At 64.0% G+C, this 19,138-nt stretch carries 15 protein-coding genes; 12 read left to right on the forward strand and 3 right to left on the reverse strand.

The features are described from left to right. Positions 1–21 precede the first annotated feature (21 nt). Together C2L65_RS17810 and C2L65_RS17815 are read right to left on the reverse strand one after the other, a co-directional pair. Entirely contained in the window at positions 22–435 is a 414-nt protein-coding gene (locus C2L65_RS17810; protein ID WP_036000194.1) for a MarR family winged helix-turn-helix transcriptional regulator, read from the reverse strand. A 120-nt stretch (positions 436–555) separates the two neighbouring features. Then, positions 556–1,680 carry an HPP family protein gene (locus C2L65_RS17815; RefSeq protein ID WP_081921363.1) on the reverse strand — a complete coding sequence of 375 codons (1,125 nt, stop codon included), beginning with the start codon at positions 1,678–1,680 and terminating at the stop codon, positions 556–558. A gap of 399 nt (positions 1,681–2,079) precedes the next feature. Here C2L65_RS17815 and C2L65_RS17820 point away from each other — a divergent pair, with 399 nt between their 5' ends. Next, positions 2,080–2,499 (forward strand): phasin family protein, encoded by a 420-nt coding sequence (locus tag C2L65_RS17820; RefSeq protein WP_042314373.1) that lies wholly within the window; start codon positions 2,080–2,082, stop codon positions 2,497–2,499. A gap of 58 nt (positions 2,500–2,557) precedes the next feature. Here the strand turns inward: C2L65_RS17820 and C2L65_RS17825 are convergent, their stop codons facing one another. After that, positions 2,558–3,622, reverse strand: a complete 1,065-nt coding sequence (locus C2L65_RS17825; protein ID WP_042314374.1) for a zinc-binding metallopeptidase family protein — start codon at positions 3,620–3,622, stop codon at positions 2,558–2,560. A gap of 371 nt (positions 3,623–3,993) precedes the next feature. Here C2L65_RS17825 and C2L65_RS17830 point away from each other — a divergent pair, with 371 nt between their 5' ends. The 11 genes from C2L65_RS17830 to C2L65_RS17880 all read left to right on the forward strand — a co-directional run bounded on the left by C2L65_RS17830 (position 3,994) and on the right by C2L65_RS17880 (position 18,963). Beyond that, complete coding sequence (locus C2L65_RS17830) at positions 3,994–7,413, forward strand: transglutaminase family protein (protein ID WP_042314375.1); 3,420 nt, start codon at positions 3,994–3,996, stop codon at positions 7,411–7,413. 48 nt (positions 7,414–7,461) lie between these two features. Continuing rightward, a complete protein-coding gene (locus C2L65_RS17835; RefSeq protein WP_042314376.1) occupies positions 7,462–10,074 on the forward strand; it encodes a circularly permuted type 2 ATP-grasp protein in 2,613 nt (870 codons plus the stop codon). Further along, on the forward strand, positions 10,071–10,961 hold the full coding sequence (locus C2L65_RS17840; RefSeq protein ID WP_042314377.1) for a transglutaminase family protein: 891 nt from the start codon (positions 10,071–10,073) through the stop codon (positions 10,959–10,961). The genes C2L65_RS17835 and C2L65_RS17840 overlap by 4 nt, the downstream gene beginning before the upstream one ends. 74 nt (positions 10,962–11,035) lie before the next feature. Next, the gene (locus tag C2L65_RS17845; protein ID WP_042314378.1) at positions 11,036–11,458 is read left to right on the forward strand and encodes a MarR family winged helix-turn-helix transcriptional regulator; all 423 of its coding nucleotides are present in this window, start codon (positions 11,036–11,038) and stop codon (positions 11,456–11,458) included. Positions 11,459–11,518: 60 nt separating this feature from the next. Continuing rightward, on the forward strand, positions 11,519–11,962 hold the full coding sequence (locus C2L65_RS17850; RefSeq protein WP_042314379.1) for a MarR family winged helix-turn-helix transcriptional regulator: 444 nt from the start codon (positions 11,519–11,521) through the stop codon (positions 11,960–11,962). An 80-nt stretch (positions 11,963–12,042) separates the two neighbouring features. Beyond that, positions 12,043–13,158, forward strand: coding sequence for an HlyD family secretion protein (locus tag C2L65_RS17855; protein WP_042314380.1), 1,116 nt, complete (start codon positions 12,043–12,045; stop codon positions 13,156–13,158). Between the two features lie 21 nt (positions 13,159–13,179). After that, a complete protein-coding gene (locus tag C2L65_RS17860; protein ID WP_042314381.1) occupies positions 13,180–14,760 on the forward strand; it encodes a DHA2 family efflux MFS transporter permease subunit in 1,581 nt (526 codons plus the stop codon). Between the two features lie 55 nt (positions 14,761–14,815). Then, positions 14,816–16,270 carry an efflux transporter outer membrane subunit gene (locus C2L65_RS17865; RefSeq protein WP_042314382.1) on the forward strand — a complete coding sequence of 485 codons (1,455 nt, stop codon included), beginning with the start codon at positions 14,816–14,818 and terminating at the stop codon, positions 16,268–16,270. Between the two features lie 76 nt (positions 16,271–16,346). Then, complete coding sequence (locus tag C2L65_RS17870) at positions 16,347–17,531, forward strand: thiolase family protein (protein WP_042314383.1); 1,185 nt, start codon at positions 16,347–16,349, stop codon at positions 17,529–17,531. 123 nt (positions 17,532–17,654) lie between these two features. Beyond that, positions 17,655–18,593: a 2-dehydropantoate 2-reductase gene (panE, locus tag C2L65_RS17875; RefSeq protein WP_042314384.1), complete on the forward strand. Its 939-nt coding sequence runs from the start codon at positions 17,655–17,657 to the stop codon at positions 18,591–18,593. A 70-nt stretch (positions 18,594–18,663) separates the two neighbouring features. Next, positions 18,664–18,963: a hypothetical protein gene (locus C2L65_RS17880; protein WP_042314385.1), complete on the forward strand. Its 300-nt coding sequence runs from the start codon at positions 18,664–18,666 to the stop codon at positions 18,961–18,963. Positions 18,964–19,138: the final 175 nt, after the last annotated feature.

Genomic DNA, 19,138 nt, shown 5'->3' on the forward strand with positions numbered 1-19,138 from the left:
CTTTCAAACTGGAAGCCGGAATCAGAGATCGATTTGCGGAATCGTGAACGCACCCTTGAGCGAGCGCAGCTCGGCGCGATGCAGTTCCGCAAGCCGCGCCAGCACCTTTTCTCCCGCCTTCAGCAGATGCACCTCCACCTGGCGGCGGTCGGTCTCGCTGATCTTGCGCTTGACCAGTTCGAGCGCTTCGCAGCGCGATACCAGCGCGACCACGCCGTGATGCTGCGCCTGCAGCCGCTCCGCCAGTTCGCCGATGGTGGCCCATTCGCGATCGGGATAGCCCTTGATATGCAGCAGCAACAGATATTGCAACGGCGTAATGCCTTCGCCCTGCGCGGCCTGCTCGGAGAAGCGCTCGAAGCGCCGCATCTGATAGCGAAACTCCGAGAGCTGTTCGTAGTCCGCCTTGTTCAACGTGCGTGTCAGAACTTTCATGTCGATGGTCGCGCAAGGGAAAACAAAAAATCTATCACAAAATGATATAAATGGCGATGCCTGCGCATCGCCATCCGGTATCTTCAGGGCTTTTAATTCAGCGGCGTGAGACGGCCGCGCTCAGGCGGCGGGACGCTGTTGCGCCTGAGCTTGAGCCTGCATCTGCGTCTGCCGGTACAGACCCGCGATCAGATCGGACTGCGTGATGATGCCGACCAGTCTGTCGTGCGAGTCGATCACGGGAATGTGGTGGTGGCCGTCGTCGGCGAAGAGCGGCACCAGTTCGACGATCGGCGTGCTGGTCGAGACCGTGCGCACATGCGTCGTCATGACGGTGCTGACGAGCCGTCCGCGGGTCGCGTCGCGCTTGAAGAGACGTGCCGACAGCGCTTCCATCAGGCGCAGGTCCGCGCTTTTCGGCTTGTTCGCGAGATCGGCGCGCGTGACGATGCCCGCCACGTGCTGACGCTTGTCCACGACGGGCAGCGCCTTGATCGAGTGACGCTGCAACAGGTCCGCTGCGGCGCGCAACGTGCTATCGGGCGTGACGCTGACGACGGGCGCGGACATCACGTCACGGCATGCCAGTTCGCTGAAGGTGCGCGCGTAGGCCTGCAACTGCGTTTCGCGAAACAGCGTTTCGAGGTCTTCAGGGTCGATGTCGAGCAGTTCGCCGCGTCGGTTCAGCACGGCTTCGAGGTCGGCGCGCGTGATGCTGTTGCCGGATGCGGGCGCTTGCGGCACGGACGGCGCGGCGCGCGTCGCGTGCGGATAGCGGTGGCCCGTCACCGCGTGATAGACGAGCGCCGCGCCGAGCAGCGCCGCCGACTGGATCAGGATCGGCTCGAGTACGAAGCGAAAGCCGAGCGCATGAATGGCGGGTCCGCCGACCACGGCCGTCAACGCGACGGCGCCCGACGGCGGGTGTACGCAGCGCAGCGCGAACATCGCGGCGATCGCCACGCCCACCGCGAGCGCCGCCGCTGCGACAGGGTCGGAGATCAGCATCGCGCAGGCCACGCCCACCGTCGCCGACACCAGATTGCCGCCGATGATCGACCACGGTTGCGCGAGCGGACTGGCGGGCACGCCGAACAGCAGCACGGCCGACGCGCCCATCGGCGCGACCAGCAGCGGAATGTTCACGTTCGGACCGAGCAGCAGATGCATGCTGCCGCCCGTGAACGCAATGCCAATCAACGCACCGAGCGCCGAGCGCATGCGCTCGGGCCATTTGACGTTCATCGCGGCGGGATAAAAGCGCGCCAGCCACTGGAAAAAAGGGGAACGGGTCAAGATATTGTTCTGTTGAGGGAATCGGGCAGGCGTAAGTTAAGGGAAAAGCTGTCAGAAAGGAAACAACTTGTCGTCATGGATATATGCCAACGTGATATAAATCCCGCGCAACGCCCGCCCAGCGGACGCTTGTCGGGCCTGCAAATGCAGGGAAAACCCGTAAGCCGTGCGTCGTTGCACTGCATCATAACGTGATATGAAATGGGCATAGCATGGCCGCCGTGGCTGCTGGCATCCGTGTTGCTCGCTGGCGCATTGCCGCATTAACGGGCATGATCGTGCCATGTGCCTGCGTCAAGCCTTCGAGGCACATGCCCAACCCACCGAAGCACCCTGTGGAGATCAAGCATGGAACCCTTTGACGCCGCCAATCCGTTCGCCGAGTTCAACAAGCTGTTCGAACAGTTCAAGCTACCCGGATTCGACGTGCCGGCCGTGATGGAAGCACGTCGCAAGGACGTCGAGGCCCTGATTGCCGCCAATCAGACGGCCGTGCAGGGCATCCAGGCGCTCGCGCAAAAGCAGGCCGAAATGCTGCGTTCGACGCTATCCGAGTTGCAGGACGTCGCGCAGAAGCAGGCAGCGTCCGGCGGCGTGCCGTCGGCGCAGACCGCGGAACTCGTCCAGCAGACGCTGCACAAAGCGCTCGCGGACATGCAGCAGCTCACGCAAGCCGCGTATCGCACGCAGGCCGATTCGTATGCGGTGATCGCGAAGCGCGTCGAAGAGAACGTCGAAGAGCTGAAGACACTGCTGCAGAAGAAGTAACGCGCGTTCGCGCAGGCTGCAACGCGAGGCTGGCCGCGCGTGCGCGGCTTGTGCGTGACTACTTGCGCGCCGACACCTGCGCGATCACGCGATGCACGAAACGCAGCTTGTCGACGACGGGCGGCGCCAGCGCGAATGGATAACCGTCCGGCATGCCGAGACTGCGGTTCAGGCTGTTCAGCACGTCCGTCAGCGGAAACCAGCGCTTCATCAGGTTATCGAAGCTCGCTTCCTCGACGGGCGTCTGGTCGGTCAGCGACGGCTCGTTCGGCGCGGGCGGCAGCAGCGCAAGCCCGTATGCCGTCGACGTATCGAGCACCTCGACGATCATCAGATAGTGCGCCCACGTTTCGGCCCAGTCTTCCCACGGATGCATCGTCGCGTACGCGCTGATGAAGCTGTTTTCCCAGTCGGCGGGCGCGCCGTTGCGATAGTAGTTGTCCATCGCTTCGCGATAGTCGGCCTGGTCGTCGCCGAAGCGCTCGCGAAACGGCTTGAGCCAGTGCGTCCCCGCAACCAGCTTTTCGAAGTAGTAATGCCCCGACTCGTGGCGGAAATGCCCGAGCAGCGTTCGATACGGCTCGCGCATGTCGGTGCGGACTTTCTCGCGGTGCGCGTCGTCGGCTTCGGCCACGTTCAGCGTGATGCGGCCGTTGTCATGTCCCGTCATCACCGCTTCGCCGTCGCCCGTGTTCTCGCGGAAGTCGAATTCGAGGCCGTTGTCGGGATCGACCTGGCGCGATTCGATCGCGAGGCCCAGCGAGTCGAGCGTATAGAGCAGGCGGCGCTTCGCGGTCTCCAGCCGGTACCAGTAGAGCCGGTTGTTCGGTTCCGCGAGATTCGGGATCGTGTGCGTGAGACGGCATGAGCGGCACAGCGTTTCGGGATCGTCGGCGGGCAGCATCCAGTTGCAGATGTTCTCGACCGCATAGTTGTGGCATTGACGGTACAGCTTGCCTTTGACGTCGGGATGCAGGCTGCGCCACTGGCCGTCGCCCGCGTCTTCGAACGCACTGATTTCGGCCAGTTCGGGCACGTAGCCGAGCAGCGCCTCGCAGCGCTCGCACAATACGTTCTCGAAGAACACGCGCTGGTCGCATCGGTTGCAATGGAAGGCTTTCATCGCTTCAATCCGTTTACGTTTATGTCGTCGTGCAATGGATGAGATGGGTGTCCGGCGGCCGTGCATGGCGCCGTGACCGTGGAAACGCGACGCGCGTGGGTTCCCGCAATCTTCATGCCGCTCCGCTATAAACGTCGTGGGTCTTGCGCACATTACGTGCGTGATCGCCCCGCCGCATGCGCCGCTTTGGTGCGTGTGGTCGGTCGCGTGGCACGCGGGCTTTGACATTCGAAGCCCTTTGAAGCATGAGGCCGCCACGTGACAATGCGATAGATGCAAACGCAGCACCCGTAGCCTTTTCACGCTCAACGGCATAGAGCTTGCTTTTCGCGTCTGCCCCCTTATCGGTCTTTCCCGCCCAGGAGTCCGGAGTGTCCATACGTGTCGCGCTGAACCATGTCACGCATTACCGCTATGACCGTCTCGTCGGATTGTCGCCGCAGGTCGTGCGGTTGCGCCCGGCGCCGCATTGCCGCACGCCGATCCTGTCGTACTCGATGCGCGTCGAGCCGGAACTGCACTTCATCAACTGGCAGCAGGACGCCTTCGCGAACTACCAGGCGCGGCTCGTGTTTCCCGAGCGCACGCCCGAGTTCAAGATCACGGTCGATCTCGTCGCGGAAATGGCCGTCTACAATCCGTTCGATTTCTTCCTTGAGCCGGCCGCCGAAAAGTTTCCGTTCGAATACGCGCCTGAGCTTGCGGCCGAACTGGCGCCGTATCTCGTCAAACGCGAAATGACGCCGCGCTTCAAGGAGTTCGTCGCGAGCATCGACCGTTCGCCGCGCGTCACAGCGGATTTCCTCGTCGAACTGAACCAGCGTCTGCAGCACGACATCCGCTATCTGATCCGGATGGAGCCTGGCGTGCAGACGCCCGAGGAAACGCTCGTCAATGGGTCGGGCTCGTGTCGCGATTCGGGCTGGCTGCTGGTCGAGACGCTGCGCCAGCTGGGGCTGGCGGCGCGCTTCGTGTCGGGCTACCTGCTTCAGCTTGCGCCCGATACCAAGTCGCTCGATGGTCCGAGCGGCACCGAATACGATTTCACCGACCTGCACGCGTGGTGCGAAGTGTTTCTGCCCGGCGCGGGCTGGATCGGCCTCGATCCGACCTCGGGCCTGCTCGCGGGCGAGGGCCATATTCCCGTTGCGTGTACGCCGGAGCCGGGCAGCGCCGCGCCGATTTCGGGCGCCGTCGACCAGTCCGAAGTCGAGTTCGAGCACGCGATGTCGATCACGCGCGTGCTCGAAACGCCGCGCGTGACCAAGCCCTATACGGAAGCCGCGTGGGACCGCGTGCTGACGATGGGCGCGCACGTCGACAGCCAGCTCGGTGCGATGGACGTGCGCTTGACGATGGGCGGCGAGCCGACCTTTGTGTCGGTGCGCGACCGCGACGCCGCCGAATGGAACACCGACGCGCTCGGCCCGACCAAGCGCGGTTATGCCGTCGCGCTGATGGACAAGCTGCGCGGCCACTACGGCGCGAACGGCTTTCTGCATATCGGCCAGGGCAAGTGGTATCCGGGCGAGCAGTTGCCGCGCTGGGCGTTGTCGCTCTACTGGCGCGCGGATGGCGAGCCGTGCTGGAACGACCCGTCGCTGTTCGCTGACGAGCGCAGCCCCGGCCGCTATACATCCGACGATGCGCATCGCTTCATCACGCGGCTCGCCGGCAAGCTGTCCGTCGACAGCCAGCACGCGCAGCCCGGTTACGAGGACACGTGGTACTACCTGTGGCGCGAGCGCCGCCTGCCCGTCAACGTCGATCCGTTCGATTCGCGTCTCGACGACGAAATGGAGCGTGTGCGGCTGCGCCGCGTGTTCGAGGCGGGGCTGTCGGGTGTGACGGGTTACGTGCTGCCGCTGGCCCGCGCGACGAACGGTCCGGGCTGGACGAGCGGCGCATGGTTCTTCCGCGACGCGCGCATGTACCTGATTCCTGGCGATTCGCCGATGGGCTTGCGCCTGCCGCTCGATTCGCTGCCGTGGGTTGCGGAGGAAGATTATCCGTACCAGCATGCGCACGATCCGTTTGCGGAACCCGCGCCGCTGCGCACGTCGGCGCAATTGCGGATGCAGTATGAAGGCGTGTCGTATGACGCTCGCGGCGGTGCCGAATCAGGCGTTACAAGAGGCACGGGCACAACCGGCCCCGGCACGCTGCCTCAAGACCGCCTCCCGGAACGCGGCGAATCGGCAGCGTCGCTGATCCGCACGGCACTGTGCGTCGAGGTGCGCAGTCCGGCGCGCGCAGCGGGCCCGAAAGTGGAGGCCGACGCGTTGGGCGATGGGCGTGCGCTGCTGCACGTATTCATGCCGCCGCTCACTGAAGTCGACGACTATCTCGACCTGCTTGCCGCGATCGAAGCCACGGCCGCCGAGTTGAAGATGCCCGTCGTGATCGAAGGCTATCCGCCGCCGCGCGATCCGCGTCTGCATGTGCTGCAGGTGACGCCCGATCCCGGCGTGATCGAAGTCAACATCCATCCGGCGAAGAACTGGGACGAACTCGTCGATCACACCGAGTTCCTCTACAACGCCGCGCACGAGACGTATCTGAGCACCGAGAAGTTCATGCTCGATGGCCGCCATGCGGGTACGGGCGGCGGCAATCACTTCGTGCTCGGCGGCGCGACGCCCGCCGACAGTCCGTTCCTGCGCCGCCCTGATCTGCTCGCTAGCCTCGTCGCGTACTGGCACAACCATCCGTCGCTGTCGTACCTGTTTTCCGGGCTGTTCATCGGGCCGACCAGCCAGGCGCCGCGTATCGACGAAGCACGCAACGATCAGGTCTACGAGCTCGAACTGGCGTTCAGCGAACTGCAACGGCAGATCGATCTGCTCGGCGGCCAGGGTAGCGCCCAACTGCCGCCGTGGATGATCGACCGCGCGCTGCGCAACATCCTGATCGACGTGACGGGCAACACGCACCGCGCCGAGTTCTGCATCGACAAGCTCTATTCGCCCGATGGCCCGACGGGCCGCCTCGGCCTGCTCGAACTGCGCGGCTTTGAAATGCCGCCGCACTCGCGCATGAGTCTCGTGCAGCAACTGCTGCTGCGCGCGCTGGTCGCGAAGTTCTGGAAGACGCCGTACACCACGCGCCTCACGCGCTGGGGCACCGGTTTGCACGACCGCTTCCTGCTCGGCACGTTCGTGCAGATGGATTTCGACGACGTGCTCGCCGATCTGCGCGGCGCGGGCTACGCGTTCGACAGCGAATGGTTCGCGCCGCACTTCGCGTTCCGTTTCCCGGCCATCGGCGAAATGCTCGCGAACGGCATGTCGCTGACGATCAGCGGCGCGCTGGAGCCGTGGCACGTGATGGGCGAAGAGGGCGCGGCGGGCGGCACGGTGCGGTATGTCGATTCGTCGGTGGAGCGGCTCGAAGTGAAGGTGTTGGGGCTGAACGACAATCGCCACGTGGTGAGCGTCAATGGCGTAGCCCTGCCGCTGCAACCGACGGGCCGCATCAGCGAATTCGTCGCGGGCGTGCGCTTCCGCGCATGGGCGCAGTCGTCATCGCTGCATCCTACGATAGGCGTACACGCACCGCTGACGTTCGATGTCGTAGATACCTGGACGGGACGCTCGATCGGCGGATGCCAGTATCATGTCGCTCATCCGGGCGGACGCAACTATCAGACGTTCCCGGTGAACGCGTACGAAGCGGAAAGCCGGCGACGCTCGCGCTTCTTCACGACGGGCCACACGCCGGGGCCGCTGGTGACGCAAGCGCCGCCGCGCAGCCTGGAGTTTCCGTTCACTCTGGATTTGCGGCACTGGTAAGCCGCTGCTTCAACCTTAGACCCATAACGACAGACTCGCGACGACATCTTGGCTTTTCAATCGACCTTTCCGTTCGAAGCTGCAGCAGGCCATACCGACGCGCTGGCGCTGCTGCGCTCGCTGCCGCTGCTCGACGTGCGCGAAGGCCACTGGGACGAACTGCGCGACGAATCGGGCGCGCTGCGCGAGCCGTGGCGGCGCTTTTTCGAATTGCTCGGCGAGGAAGGCATCGCGGGTCTGGAGCCGGGGCGCGCATCGATCGCCCAGCAGGTGCGCGACAACGACATCACGTACAACGTCTACGCGGACAAGGGCGAGCCGCGTCCGTGGTCGCTCGACCTGCTGCCGTTCATCATCGGTGAAGACGAGTGGGCGCATATCGAGCGCGGCGTGAAGCAGCGCGCACAGCTACTCAACGCGATCGTCGCCGATGTGTACGGTCCGCAGATGTTGTTGCAGCAAGGCAAGCTGCCCCCCGCGCTCGTCTATGGGCACCCCGGCTATTTGCGCGCCGTGAAGGGCTTCGCGCCGCCGGGCGGCCAGTTCCTGCAGGTGATCGGCGTCGATCTGGCGCGTGCGCCCAACGGCGAGTGGACGGTCGTGTCGCATCGCACCGAAGTGCCGTCGGGCCTCGGCTATGCACTGGAAAACCGCATGATCGTGTCGAGCGTATTCGCCGACGCGTTCCGCGAAATGCGCGTGAGCCGCCTTGCGCCGACGTTCTCCACGCTGATCGCGACGCTCGCCGAATGGGCGCGCGCGACGATGCGCAACGGCAAGACGGACAGCGCGCCGCATATCGCGCTGCTCACGCCGGGGCCGTTCGCGGAGACGTATTTCGAGCATGCGTTCCTGGCGCGCTATCTGGGCGTGACGCTCGTCGAAGGCAAAGACCTGACGGTGCGCAACGACATGCTGTATCTGAAGACGCTTACGGGTCTGGAGCGCGTGCATGTCGTCGTGCGGCGTCTCGACGATGCGTTCTGCGACCCCGTCGAACTGCGCGCCGATTCGACGATCGGCGTGCCGGGGCTGTTGCAGGTGATGCGCGCGGGTAACGTGATCGTGTCGAACGTGCCGGGTTCGGGCTTCCTCGAATCGCCGGCGATGCACGGTTTTTTGCCGGGCATCGCGCAGACCTTGCTGAACGAGCCTCTGTTGCTCAACGGCGTGTCGACGTGGTGGTGCGGCGAGGACGCCGCGCGCGAGCACGCGTTCGCGAACATGGACGACGCCTTCCTGCAACCGACATGGCCCACGCGCACGCCGGACGGGCCGCCTGGCATCGCGCCTGGCGCGCAGCGGCTCGACGCGTGGAAGAGCCGCATCGAGCGCGCGCCCGATGCGTTCACGATCCAGCAGCCGCTGCCGTACTCGTGTACGCCGCGCTACGAAGACGGTACGCTCGGCAACCGGCCGAGCGTGCTGCGCGCCATCGCTGTCGCCGATGCGAACGGCAACTGGCACGTCCTGCCCGGCGGCTTCACGCGTCTCGCGGGGGAGCGGCAGTCGTCCGTGTCGATGCAGTTCGGCGGCAGCAGCGTCGATACGTGGGTGCTGTCCAGCCATCCGAATTCGACCTTCACGCTGTTGCCTTCGCCGCTCAAGCCCGCGGACCTCGCGCGCAAGCATCGCACGGTGTCGAGCCGCGCGGCGGAGAACCTGTTCTGGAGCGGCCGCTACGGCGAGCGCGCGGAAAACAACGTACGGCTGCTGCGGCTGATTCTCGGCTCGCTGGAAAGCAACGGCGCGGACACCATGTTCGGTACGCTCGCGGAACTCGCGCTGCAATACGGCCTCGTGCAACCGGGCGACATCGTGGCGGGCCAGTCGCTGCGAGCGTTCGAGCGCACGCTGGTCGCGAATCTGCACGAAAACACGGGCGCTTACAGCATCGGCCAGAATCTCGCGAGCCAGGCGCGCGCGAGCGGCGAGATACGCGGCCGGCTTTCGAACGATCATTGGCGCATCACGCTAGCCGCGCGCAACGACTTTCGCGACGCGCTGCACGAACTGACGCCGGCGGCCGCCGTGTCGTCGAATGCGTCGTCGCGCGGCAAGGCGCGCTACAACCGCGTGTCGCTGATGAACGCGCTCGAACATCTTTCCACGCAACTCGCGGCGATCAGCGGCGCACAAGGCGACCGCATGACGCGCGACGAAGCGTGGCGCCTGATGTTCGCGGGCCGGCATATCGAGCGCGTGTGGGCGATGACGTCGATACTGCGCGTCGTCGCGATGCAGCGCCAGCTGGCGACGCCCGCCGCTTTCGATCTGCTGCTGCAACTGTTCGACAGCACGCTCACGTATCGCTCGCTGTATCCGGGGCGCCTCGAAGTGCCCGCGCTGATCGATCTGCTCGTGATCGAGCCGACCAATCCGCGCGGACTGTATGGCGTGTACGCGCGGCTGTGCTCGAAGCTCGACGATATCTCGATGGCGGCAGGCAACACGCGCCACCGGCGTTTCAACGACATGCTGCCCGACGTGAGCACGCTGCCCTCGCTGGAACAGTTGTGTACGACCGATGACACCGGCATGTACGAGGAACTGATCACGCTGTGCGACCGCCTCACGATGAGCATGACGGCAGCCGCCAACGAAATCAGCGCGCGCTATTTCAGCCACGCGAACACGCTGGCCGCGCAGGTGTCGCAATGAAAGACGCGCAGACGCTGCTGTCCGTGTCGCATCGCACGACCTATCACTATTCGACGCTCGTCGAAACCGCGCAGCATCTCGCGACCATTCGCCCGCTCGCGTGCTCGTGGCAGCGCGTGGTGACGCATACGGAGCGCATCGAGCCGTCGCCTTCGTATCTGCATAGCCGCATCGACGCGTTCGGCAATGACGTGCTGTATTTCGCGCTCGATGCACCGCACGAACGTCTGCAAATGGTCAGCGAAACGACCGTGCAGCTCACGCCGCGCTGGCGCGATCTCGATCCCGACGCGACGCCCGAATGGGAAGAGGTGGCGGACTCGCTGCGGTTTCGCGCGGGCGGCGAGTGTCATCCGCAGGTCGAGTTCCGTTTCGCGTCGCCGAATGTCACGCTCAAGCCAACGTTACGCGACTACGCGCTGCGCAGCTTCCGCCCCGGCACACCGATCGTCGCGGGCGCGATCGATCTGATGCACCGCATTTACGCGGATTTCGACTACAAGCCGTCGGCGACGATGTTCGATACGCCCGCCGAACGTGCGTTCGATATGAAAAGCGGTGTCTGCCAGGACTTCGCACAGGTCATGATTGGCTGCCTGCGCGCGCTCGGCCTGCCCGCGCGCTATGTGAGCGGCTATCTACGCAACGATCCGCCGCCGGGACAGCCGCGCCTGATCGGCGCCGATGCGTCGCATGCCTGGGTGTCGGTGCATTGCCCGCAAAGCGGCTGGATCGACCTGGACCCGACCAACGACGTGCTCGCCGACATGGACCACGTGACGCTCGCGATCGGCCGCGACTACAGCGACGTCTCGCTGCTGCGCGGCATGATTCTTGGCGGCGGCGCGCATCGCGTCGAGGTCGCCGTCAGCGTGTTGGCGCTGTGAGCAACAATGAATTTCATCCGGCGCATCACAACGCGATTTGACAGCGTGCATACGCACATATAGACTTCCTTCTCATGAGCAAGCCTATTTCTCACGACGATTGCAACTGTTTCGCGCTGCGCCAGGCGGCGCGGTTCGTCACGCAGATCTACGAACGCCATCTGGGCCAGGTTGGCCTGACGGCGGCGCAATTCACGATCGTCGCGAAGCTCGCCCGCAAGCCGGGCCTGACCATGGTGGAACTGGCCGACACGATGGTGATGGAACGCACGACGCTCGTGCGCGCGCTGAAGCCGTTGCAGCGCGACGGCCTCGTGCTCAGCGAGCCGTCCGAGCATGATGGCCGTACCTATCAGTTCAGCCTGTCGAAAACGGGCAAGGAAACGTTCGAGCAGGCCGCCATCGCGTGGCGCGCCGCGCAGGACGAATTCGAAAGCAAGTTCGGTCGCAGCCGTGCCAAGGCGTTGCGCGCCGAGCTGTTCAATCTGACCTCGTAATCCGGTTGTTTTTTGCGCGTTGCATCGCGCGTTCGACGAAATCGATTCAATGGTGTGCATATGCACGTAGAAACTGACACTGAAGAAATACAGGTTTCGCCCAACGACGACTGCTTTGCGATCCGCCAGGCGGCGCGCTACGTGACGCAGCTATACGACCGTCATCTCGGTCAGGTGGGGCTGAAAACAACGCAGTTTTCGATTATGTGCCGGCTGCGCCGCCGCAAGTGGATGACGATGAAGGAGCTCGCCGACTCGATGGTGATGGAACGCACCACGTTGGTCCGAGCGATCCAACCGCTGCAGCGCGACGGGCTCGTGTTCACGGAAGCGTCGCGCAGCAACCGCCGCGTGTTGACGGTGATGCTGACGACAGCAGGCGAAGAACGGTTGCAAGCGGCGCGCGACCACTGGTTCGCGGCGCAGGAAGAATTCGAGCAGCGCTTCGGACCGCAGCGTGCAGCGAGTCTGCGCGAAGAGTTGTTCGACATGACCAGGCGCTAACGCTCACGATTTCAGGCAACAAAGCGGGCGCTTCCAGGCGCTTTTTTTCAACGTTTCCCAGTGCATACGCACATAGAGCCATGTCTACAACTCCTTCTATTGCTCCGCCGAGCGTCGTCGGCGCCGCAAAACAGACGCGCAGCATTCCGTGGATGCTGCTGGCGGTGATCACCGTCGTCGTCGTTGTCGCGGCGGCTGCATCGTACTGGTTCTTCGTGGGCCGCTTTGTCGAAACCACCGACGATGCCTACGTGGGCGGCGACGTCACCGTGCTTGCACCGAAGGTGAACGGCTTCGTCAACGACGTGCTGGTGCAGGACAACCAGTATGTGAAAGCGGGGCAGGTGCTGATCCGCCTCGATGCGCGCGATTACGATGCCCGCCTCGCGCAGGCCAATGCCGAAGTCGCGAGCGCGGAAGCGGCCGTGACGGAGCTCGAAGCGAAGAAGTCGCTGCAACTCGCGACGATCAACGAGCAATCCGCCGAAGTGCGGGCGTCAGGCGCGGAACTCACGCGCAGCGCGTCGGACTCGGTGCGTTACCGCCAACTCGTGAAGGACGATGCGGTGTCGAACCAGGTCGTCGAACGCGCGGACGCGGACCTCGCGAAAGCGCATGCCGCCGTGGATCGCAGCAGTGCCGCGTTGACGGCGGCGCAGCGTCAGTTGCCCGTGCTCGATGCGCAGATCAACGACGCGCATGCCCGCATCGCGACGGCCGTGGCGGCGCAACGTGTCGCCGCGCTCAACGTCGAGTACACGACGATCCGTGCGCCGATCGACGGCTATGTCGGCAATCGCACGGCGCGCGTGGGCGTGCTGGCCAATGTCGGCGTGTCGCTGCTGACGGTGGTTCCCGCTAGCGGACTGTGGATCGACGCGAACTTCAAGGAAGACCAGTTAAAGAAGATGAAGGTCGGTGACACCGTCGATGTCGATCTGGATGCGTCGAGCCATCCCATCGAAGGCGTGGTCGAGAGTCTTGCGCCGGCGACGGGTGCGACCTTCAGCGTGCTGCCCGCGGAGAACGCGACGGGCAACTTCACGAAGATCGTGCAGCGCGTGCCCGTGCGTGTGCGGCTGTCGGTGCCGAAGGAGATGCAAGGCGTGCTGCGTCCAGGCCTCTCGGCGACGGTGAAGGTGCATCTGCGTTCTGACGCAGAGGCCAGTCACGACGCAGCCCGCTCGGCCTCGTAACCCACGGACGCCGCGACCATCATGAGCAAGACGACATCCGCACCCGTGAACCCGGCCGATCTGCCGACCGCAACCAAAGTCTTCGCGTTTTCGCTGCTGTGCCTCGGCTTTTTCATGGCGACGCTCGATATCCAGATCGTGGCGTCGTCGCTGAAGGATATCGGCGGCGGCCTGTCGGCGAGCCAGGATGAACTCTCCTGGGTGCAGACCGCGTATCTGATCGCCGAGATCATGGTGATTCCGATGTCGGGCTGGCTCACGCGCGTGTTCTCGACGCGCTGGGTGTTCGCGGCATCCGCGTTGGGCTTCACGATCACGAGCATGCTGTGCGGGCTCGCGTGGGACATCAACTCGATGATCCTGTTTCGCGGCCTGCAAGGCGCAGCGGGCGCTGCGATGATCCCGACCGTGTTCACGACCGCCTTCATGCTGTTTCCGGGCAAGCAGCGGATCATCGCCGCGACGACGATCGGCGCGCTGGCGTCGCTCGCACCGACGATCGGCCCCGTGATTGGCGGCTGGATCACCGATCAATGGTCGTGGCACTGGCTGTTCTATCTGAACCTCGTGCCGGGCGTGCTCGTCACGGTGCTCGTGCCGCGCTATGTCAACGTCGATCACGCCGATGTCTCGCTGCTCAAGACGGGTGACTATCTGGGCATCGTGCTGATGTCGGGCTTTCTCGGTTGCCTCGAATATGTGCTGGAAGAAGGGCCGCGCAAGAACTGGTTCGGCGACAACGCGATTCTGTTCTGCGCGTGGATCTGCGCGATCTGCGGCTTCCTGTTCCTCGTGCATGCTTTCACGGCGAAGGAACCAATCGTCGACTTGCGGGCGCTCGCAATTCGCAACTTCGGTATCGGCAGCCTGTTGTCGTTTATCACAGGTATCGGCCTGTTCTGCACGGTGTTCCTGACGCCCGTGTTTCTGTCGCGTGTGCGTGGTTTCGATTCACTGCAGATCGGTCTCGCGCTGCTGTCGGTCGGTTGCGCGCAACTGGTCGCGCTCACGGCGTACTCGTTTCTCGCACGCAGGGTCGACATGCGTCTGCTGATGGTGTTCGGCCTGATCTGCTTTGGTGTCGGCTGCTACCTGTATGTGCCGCTGACGAATCAGTGGGGCTGGCACGAACTGCTGATCCCGCAGGTGCTGCGTGGTGTCGGCCAGCAATTCTGCGTGCCGCCCATCGTGACGATGGCGCTCGGTTCGCTGCCGCCTTCGCGGCTCAAGTCGGCGAGCGGCCTCTTCAATCTGATGCGTAACCTGGGTGGCGCTATCGGCATTGCGGTGTGCAGCACGATGCTCAACGACCGCCTGAACCTGCATTACGAACGGCTCGACGAACACGTGACGGCTGGCCGCCCGGTGATCGAAGCGATGCTGCGCAACCAGGCTGCGCATTTCTCGGCGGTCGGTGGCGACGTGATCAACGGCGCGTCGGCGGGTCTCGCATCGCTGCATTCGCTACTGATGCGCGAAGCGCTCGTGCTGACATTCTCCGACACGTTCCTCGCGGTCTCGCTGTGCTTCGCAGTGGGCCTGATCAGCGTGCTGTTCTCGCGGCCTTTCGGTCTTACCGCGCCGCCGCCGGACGCGCACTGAAGCGCACTGAACCACGCGAAAGCCATCAACACATCCGATGATTGGAAGACCCGACATGAAAACGATCGTAGCCAAAGCGCTCGCCGTTGCCGCCGCCATGACGCTTGCTGCGTGTGCCGTACAGCCCGAGACGCACGCGGACTTGCCGCAGACGGTGAAGACCGTCGCCCCGGACGCGTGGAGCGTCGACGCGCCGAAAGATACCGTGGATGCCGACCAGTGGTGGTCGCAATTCGGCGACCCGACCATGCACAAGCTGGTGGACATTGTGCTCAACGACAACCTCGACGTGAAAGCCGCCGTCGAGCGCGTGAAGCAGGCGCAGCAGGTCACGAAGCAGCAGCGCGCAGCGCTCGCGCCGCAACTCGATGCAGGCGCGACGGCTGCGTATGAGCGGCAGAATACGCCGCCGCCGCTGGGCTATGTGAAGCAGGCGGGCATCGGCTTGACGGCATCGTGGCAGCCCGATGTATTCGGCGGCGAACGTCTTGCGGTGCTTGCGGCGCAGGCGCAGGTGTCGGGGCGTCAATCGGCGCTGAACGAATTGCGGCTCGCGCTGGCCGCGAATGCGGCTGCTGCGTATATCGACTTGCGCTGGGCGCAGTCGCAATTGCAGATCGTCAACGACAACGAGGAAATCCGCGCTCGCGCGCTGAAGCTCACGCAACAGCGCCTGAAATACGGGCTGTCGACGCAACTCGACGTGGCGCGCGCGCAGAACCAGTTGCAGGATTTGCAGGCGCAGCTTCCGAAGATCCGCTCGGACATTCAGCATGACATGAGCCTGATTGCGGTGTACTCGGGACGCACGCCGGAAAGCGTCGACAGCCTGTTGCTCAGCGAGGCGCATCCGATTCCCGTGCCCGCGCAAAGCGTGCCGCAGACGCTGCCGTCCGATGCGCTGCTGCGCCGCCCCGATGTGCGCACCGCTTACGCGACCGTCGAGCAGCGCGCGGCCGAAGTGGGCGTCGCGCGAGCGGACCGCTATCCGAAGTTCAACCTGAGCCTGAGCGACGGCATTCTCGCGTCGTCGTATCTCGGCCTGCCGACGTTGACGGACAACCTCTTTAGCGCGGCGTTGAACGCGACGAGCCCGATCTTCAACGCGGGCCGCATCACCGCGCACATCGAGCAGAACGAGAGCCGCATGCGCGAATCGCAACTCGGCTTGCAGCAGACGATGCTGAACGCGCTGAAGGAAATCGAGGACACGCGCAGCGATCTCGTCAACGGCGACGCGCAGGTCGAGAAACTCGGCGGCGCGCTCGGTGCGTCGGGGCAGGCGCTGAAACTTTCCACTGAGTTGTACAAGGGCGGGGCGTCGAGCTTCCTCGATGTACTCGATGCGCAAGAGGCGTATCTGCGCGACGCGGAATCGTTGAATCAGGCTAAGCGCGAGCATGCGCAGGCGGCTGTTGCGCTGTATCGGTCGCTCGGCGGTGGCTGGGATGTGCCGGCCAATAGCGATGTTGCGAAGGCGAAGCCGTCGACAGATGTCGCGGCTAATTAAAGAAACATGAAGCGGAATGAAAGTGCCTCGTTTGCGCGAGGCACGCAAGCGTAGTCCTTCAACCTGAGGAATAGCGATGAATGCTCGCGATATTGTGATTGCCCATCCCGTCCGCACGCCGATTGGCGCATTCGGCGGGTCGTTGAAAGAAGTGCCTGCCGTGCAGCTGGGCGCGGCTGTCGTGCGTGAGACGCTGCGGCGCGGCGGGCTCGATGCGAAGGCGTTGTCGTCGGTGGTGATGGGTAACGTCGTGCAGGCGGGGAACAAGATGAACCCGGCGCGCCAGGCGGCGATAGGCGGCGGCGTGCCCGTCTCGGTGCCCGCGCTCACGGTGAACCGCGTGTGCGGATCGGGCGCGCAGGCGATCGTGTCGGCGGCGCAGGAGATCGCGCTCGGACTCGGCGACGTGGCTGTCGCGGGCGGCATGGAGAACATGGACCGCGCGCCGTATCTGCTCGAAAGCGGACGCTGGGGCAGTCGTATGGGCAATGCGCAAGTGCATGACAGCATGTTGCGCGACGGCCTCGTCGATGCGTTTTCGAACGAGCACTCTGGCTGGCACACAGAAGACCTCGTGAGCAAGGCCGAACTGACGCGCGCAGCACAGGATGAGTGGGCGGCGCGTTCGCAGCAGCGCTTTGCTGCCGCACAGGAGCGCGGTGTGTTCGACGCGGAACTGGTCGCCGTCGAAATCGCAGGGCGCAAGGGCGCGGTGCAATTCGCGCGCGACGAGCAACCGCGTCCCGACACGACGATCGAGACGCTAGCGAAGCTGCGCCCCGCGTTTCGTCCCGATGGCACGATCACGGCAGGCAATGCGCCGGGTCTCAATAGCGGTGCAGCGGCGATGATCGTCGCGGGGCGCGACTATGCGGAGGCGCATGGCATCGAAGCGTCCGCGCGTCTGGTTTCGTTCGGCATCGCAGCCGTCGAGCCGGGCATGTTCGGTCTCGGTCCCGTGCCCGCCGTGCAGATCGCGCTTGAACGCGCGGGCTGGAAACTCGGCGACGTCGAACGTGTCGAGATCAACGAGGCGTTTGCTGCCGTGCCGCTTGCCGTCGCGCAGAAGCTGGGGCTTGCGCTCGACATCGTCAACGTTGAAGGCGGCGCGATTGCGCATGGTCATCCCATCGGCGCGACGGGTGCGGTGCTCACTACGCGCCTCATCCATTCGATGCGCCGCGATGGCATCAAGCGCGGCATCGTGACGTTGTGCATCGGCGGCGGGCAGGGCATTGCGCTCGCGCTGGAAATCGTCTGACGCGGTTTTCGTTGCTGTTTTGATGCCCGCAGCGGGACACCCAAGTCCGCTGCGGGCATCTTCGATTTGGGACATACTTCATGCGCATGGCGTACGCCAGACAAACGGACTAACGGAGGAGCAATGCGAATTCTCGTAGTGGGCGCGGGTGCTGTGGGCGGATACTTCGGCGGACGTCTTGTGCAGGCGGGCCGCGATGTCACGTTTCTCGTGCGCGAAAAGCGCGCTGAAGAACTGCGGCACTTCGGGCTCGTCATTAAAAGTCCGCGCGGCGATGTGACATTGCGCGACGTGAAGACCGTGCTCGCGGATCAGATCACGCAGCCATACGATCTCGTGTTGTTGAGCTGCAAGGCGTACAACCTGGACGATGCGATTGAATCGTTCGAATCCGCTGTCGGCGAATCGACGATGATCCTGCCCGTGCTGAACGGCATGCGTCATATCGATGTGCTCAAGCAGCGATTCGGCGCGACGAAGGTATTGGGCGGGCAGTGCGTGATTGCCGCGACGCTCAATCGCGAACGCGAAATCGTGCATCTGAACGACATGCATGCGATCGGCTTCGGTGAGCTCGGCGGCGGATTGAGCGAGCGCGTGCAAGCGGTTGCATCGGCGTTCGACGGTGCGAGCTTCGACTCGACGGCGTCCGACAACATCCTTCAGCAGATGTGGGAGAAGTGGGTGTTCCTGGCGACGCTTGCGGCCAACACCTGTTTGCACCGTGCCGCGATCGGCGACATTCTGAAGACACCGGACGGGCGCCGTGTGATCGAAGGCATATTGGCCGAATGCAAGGCGGTCGCGGCGGCGAACGGTTATGCCATCGGCGAAGCGTCCAATGCGCGTGCGCAGACCATTCTGTTTGCGGATGGCTCGGCGTTGACGGCGTCGATGCTGCGCGATATTGAAGGGCAGTCGCGGATCGAGGCGGATCATATCGTCGGTGATCTGATTGCGCGCGGCGGCGACGCGCAGAAGGATGGGGCGCTGTCGTTACTGCGTATCGCGTACAGCCATCTGAAAGCTTATGAGGCGAGGTTGGCGCGGTTATCCGCGTAAGAACTCGGAGGGGCCAGAACGCGGCGAAGCTGAAGTAGAATCGACGGCACTGAATCACGCGAGGTGGACCATGCCCACTCCCCAAGGATCGGTGCCAGCGTTATGTACGGCTTCCGCGACGACGTTCTCGATCGGTATTATCTTTCTTGGCTATTGGGGTCTCCAGGAAGGAGGCCACTGGACGCTGACCGATAGGTTCGTTGCTGGGCTTGCGATTGTTGGGTTTGCGTTTTTGGGTCTCGTGCCGTGGGTGGCGACTAGTCCCGTCGTGCCTGATACGAATGATAAGAAGGTGCGCTCCGCGCGGGGAATGTTTCTGGTTGGGATGATTGCGGTTTGGTTGTCCATTGTTGTGTCGGTTATCTTTTGATTTTTTTTGTTTGTCTGCGACGCTGGGGTGGTTGTTCTGGGGGGTGCGCGGGCGCGTTGGGTTGGGTTTGGTTTGCTCGTGTTTGCGCTGGCATCCGCGCTTTGCCTTCGTGCTTCACGCGTTGCCCCTGTGGGTTTGCGTTTTCGCTGGCATCCGCGATTTGTTAGCGTGCTTC

It is taken from the genome of Paraburkholderia terrae, assembly GCF_002902925.1.
Lineage (GTDB): Bacteria > Pseudomonadota > Gammaproteobacteria > Burkholderiales > Burkholderiaceae > Paraburkholderia > Paraburkholderia terrae.

What these genes read in the sequence shown, in the direction of transcription:
- C2L65_RS17810 (WP_036000194.1), bottom strand. Translation starts at nt 435, where the DNA reads ATGAAAGTTCTGACACGCACGTTGAACAAGGCGGACTACGAACAGCTC.
- C2L65_RS17815 (WP_081921363.1), bottom strand. Translation starts at nt 1,680, where the DNA reads ATGAACGTCAAATGGCCCGAGCGCATGCGCTCGGCGCTCGGTGCGTTG.
- C2L65_RS17820 (WP_042314373.1), top strand. Translation starts at nt 2,080, where the DNA reads ATGGAACCCTTTGACGCCGCCAATCCGTTCGCCGAGTTCAACAAGCTG.
- C2L65_RS17825 (WP_042314374.1), bottom strand. Translation starts at nt 3,622, where the DNA reads ATGAAAGCCTTCCATTGCAACCGATGCGACCAGCGCGTGTTCTTCGAG.
- C2L65_RS17840 (WP_042314377.1), top strand. Translation starts at nt 10,071, where the DNA reads ATGAAAGACGCGCAGACGCTGCTGTCCGTGTCGCATCGCACGACCTAT.
- C2L65_RS17845 (WP_042314378.1), top strand. Translation starts at nt 11,036, where the DNA reads ATGAGCAAGCCTATTTCTCACGACGATTGCAACTGTTTCGCGCTGCGC.
- C2L65_RS17850 (WP_042314379.1), top strand. Translation starts at nt 11,519, where the DNA reads ATGCACGTAGAAACTGACACTGAAGAAATACAGGTTTCGCCCAACGAC.
- C2L65_RS17855 (WP_042314380.1), top strand. Translation starts at nt 12,043, where the DNA reads ATGTCTACAACTCCTTCTATTGCTCCGCCGAGCGTCGTCGGCGCCGCA.
- C2L65_RS17860 (WP_042314381.1), top strand. Translation starts at nt 13,180, where the DNA reads ATGAGCAAGACGACATCCGCACCCGTGAACCCGGCCGATCTGCCGACC.
- C2L65_RS17865 (WP_042314382.1), top strand. Translation starts at nt 14,816, where the DNA reads ATGAAAACGATCGTAGCCAAAGCGCTCGCCGTTGCCGCCGCCATGACG.
- C2L65_RS17870 (WP_042314383.1), top strand. Translation starts at nt 16,347, where the DNA reads ATGAATGCTCGCGATATTGTGATTGCCCATCCCGTCCGCACGCCGATT.
- panE (WP_042314384.1), top strand. Translation starts at nt 17,655, where the DNA reads ATGCGAATTCTCGTAGTGGGCGCGGGTGCTGTGGGCGGATACTTCGGC.
- C2L65_RS17880 (WP_042314385.1), top strand. Translation starts at nt 18,664, where the DNA reads ATGCCCACTCCCCAAGGATCGGTGCCAGCGTTATGTACGGCTTCCGCG.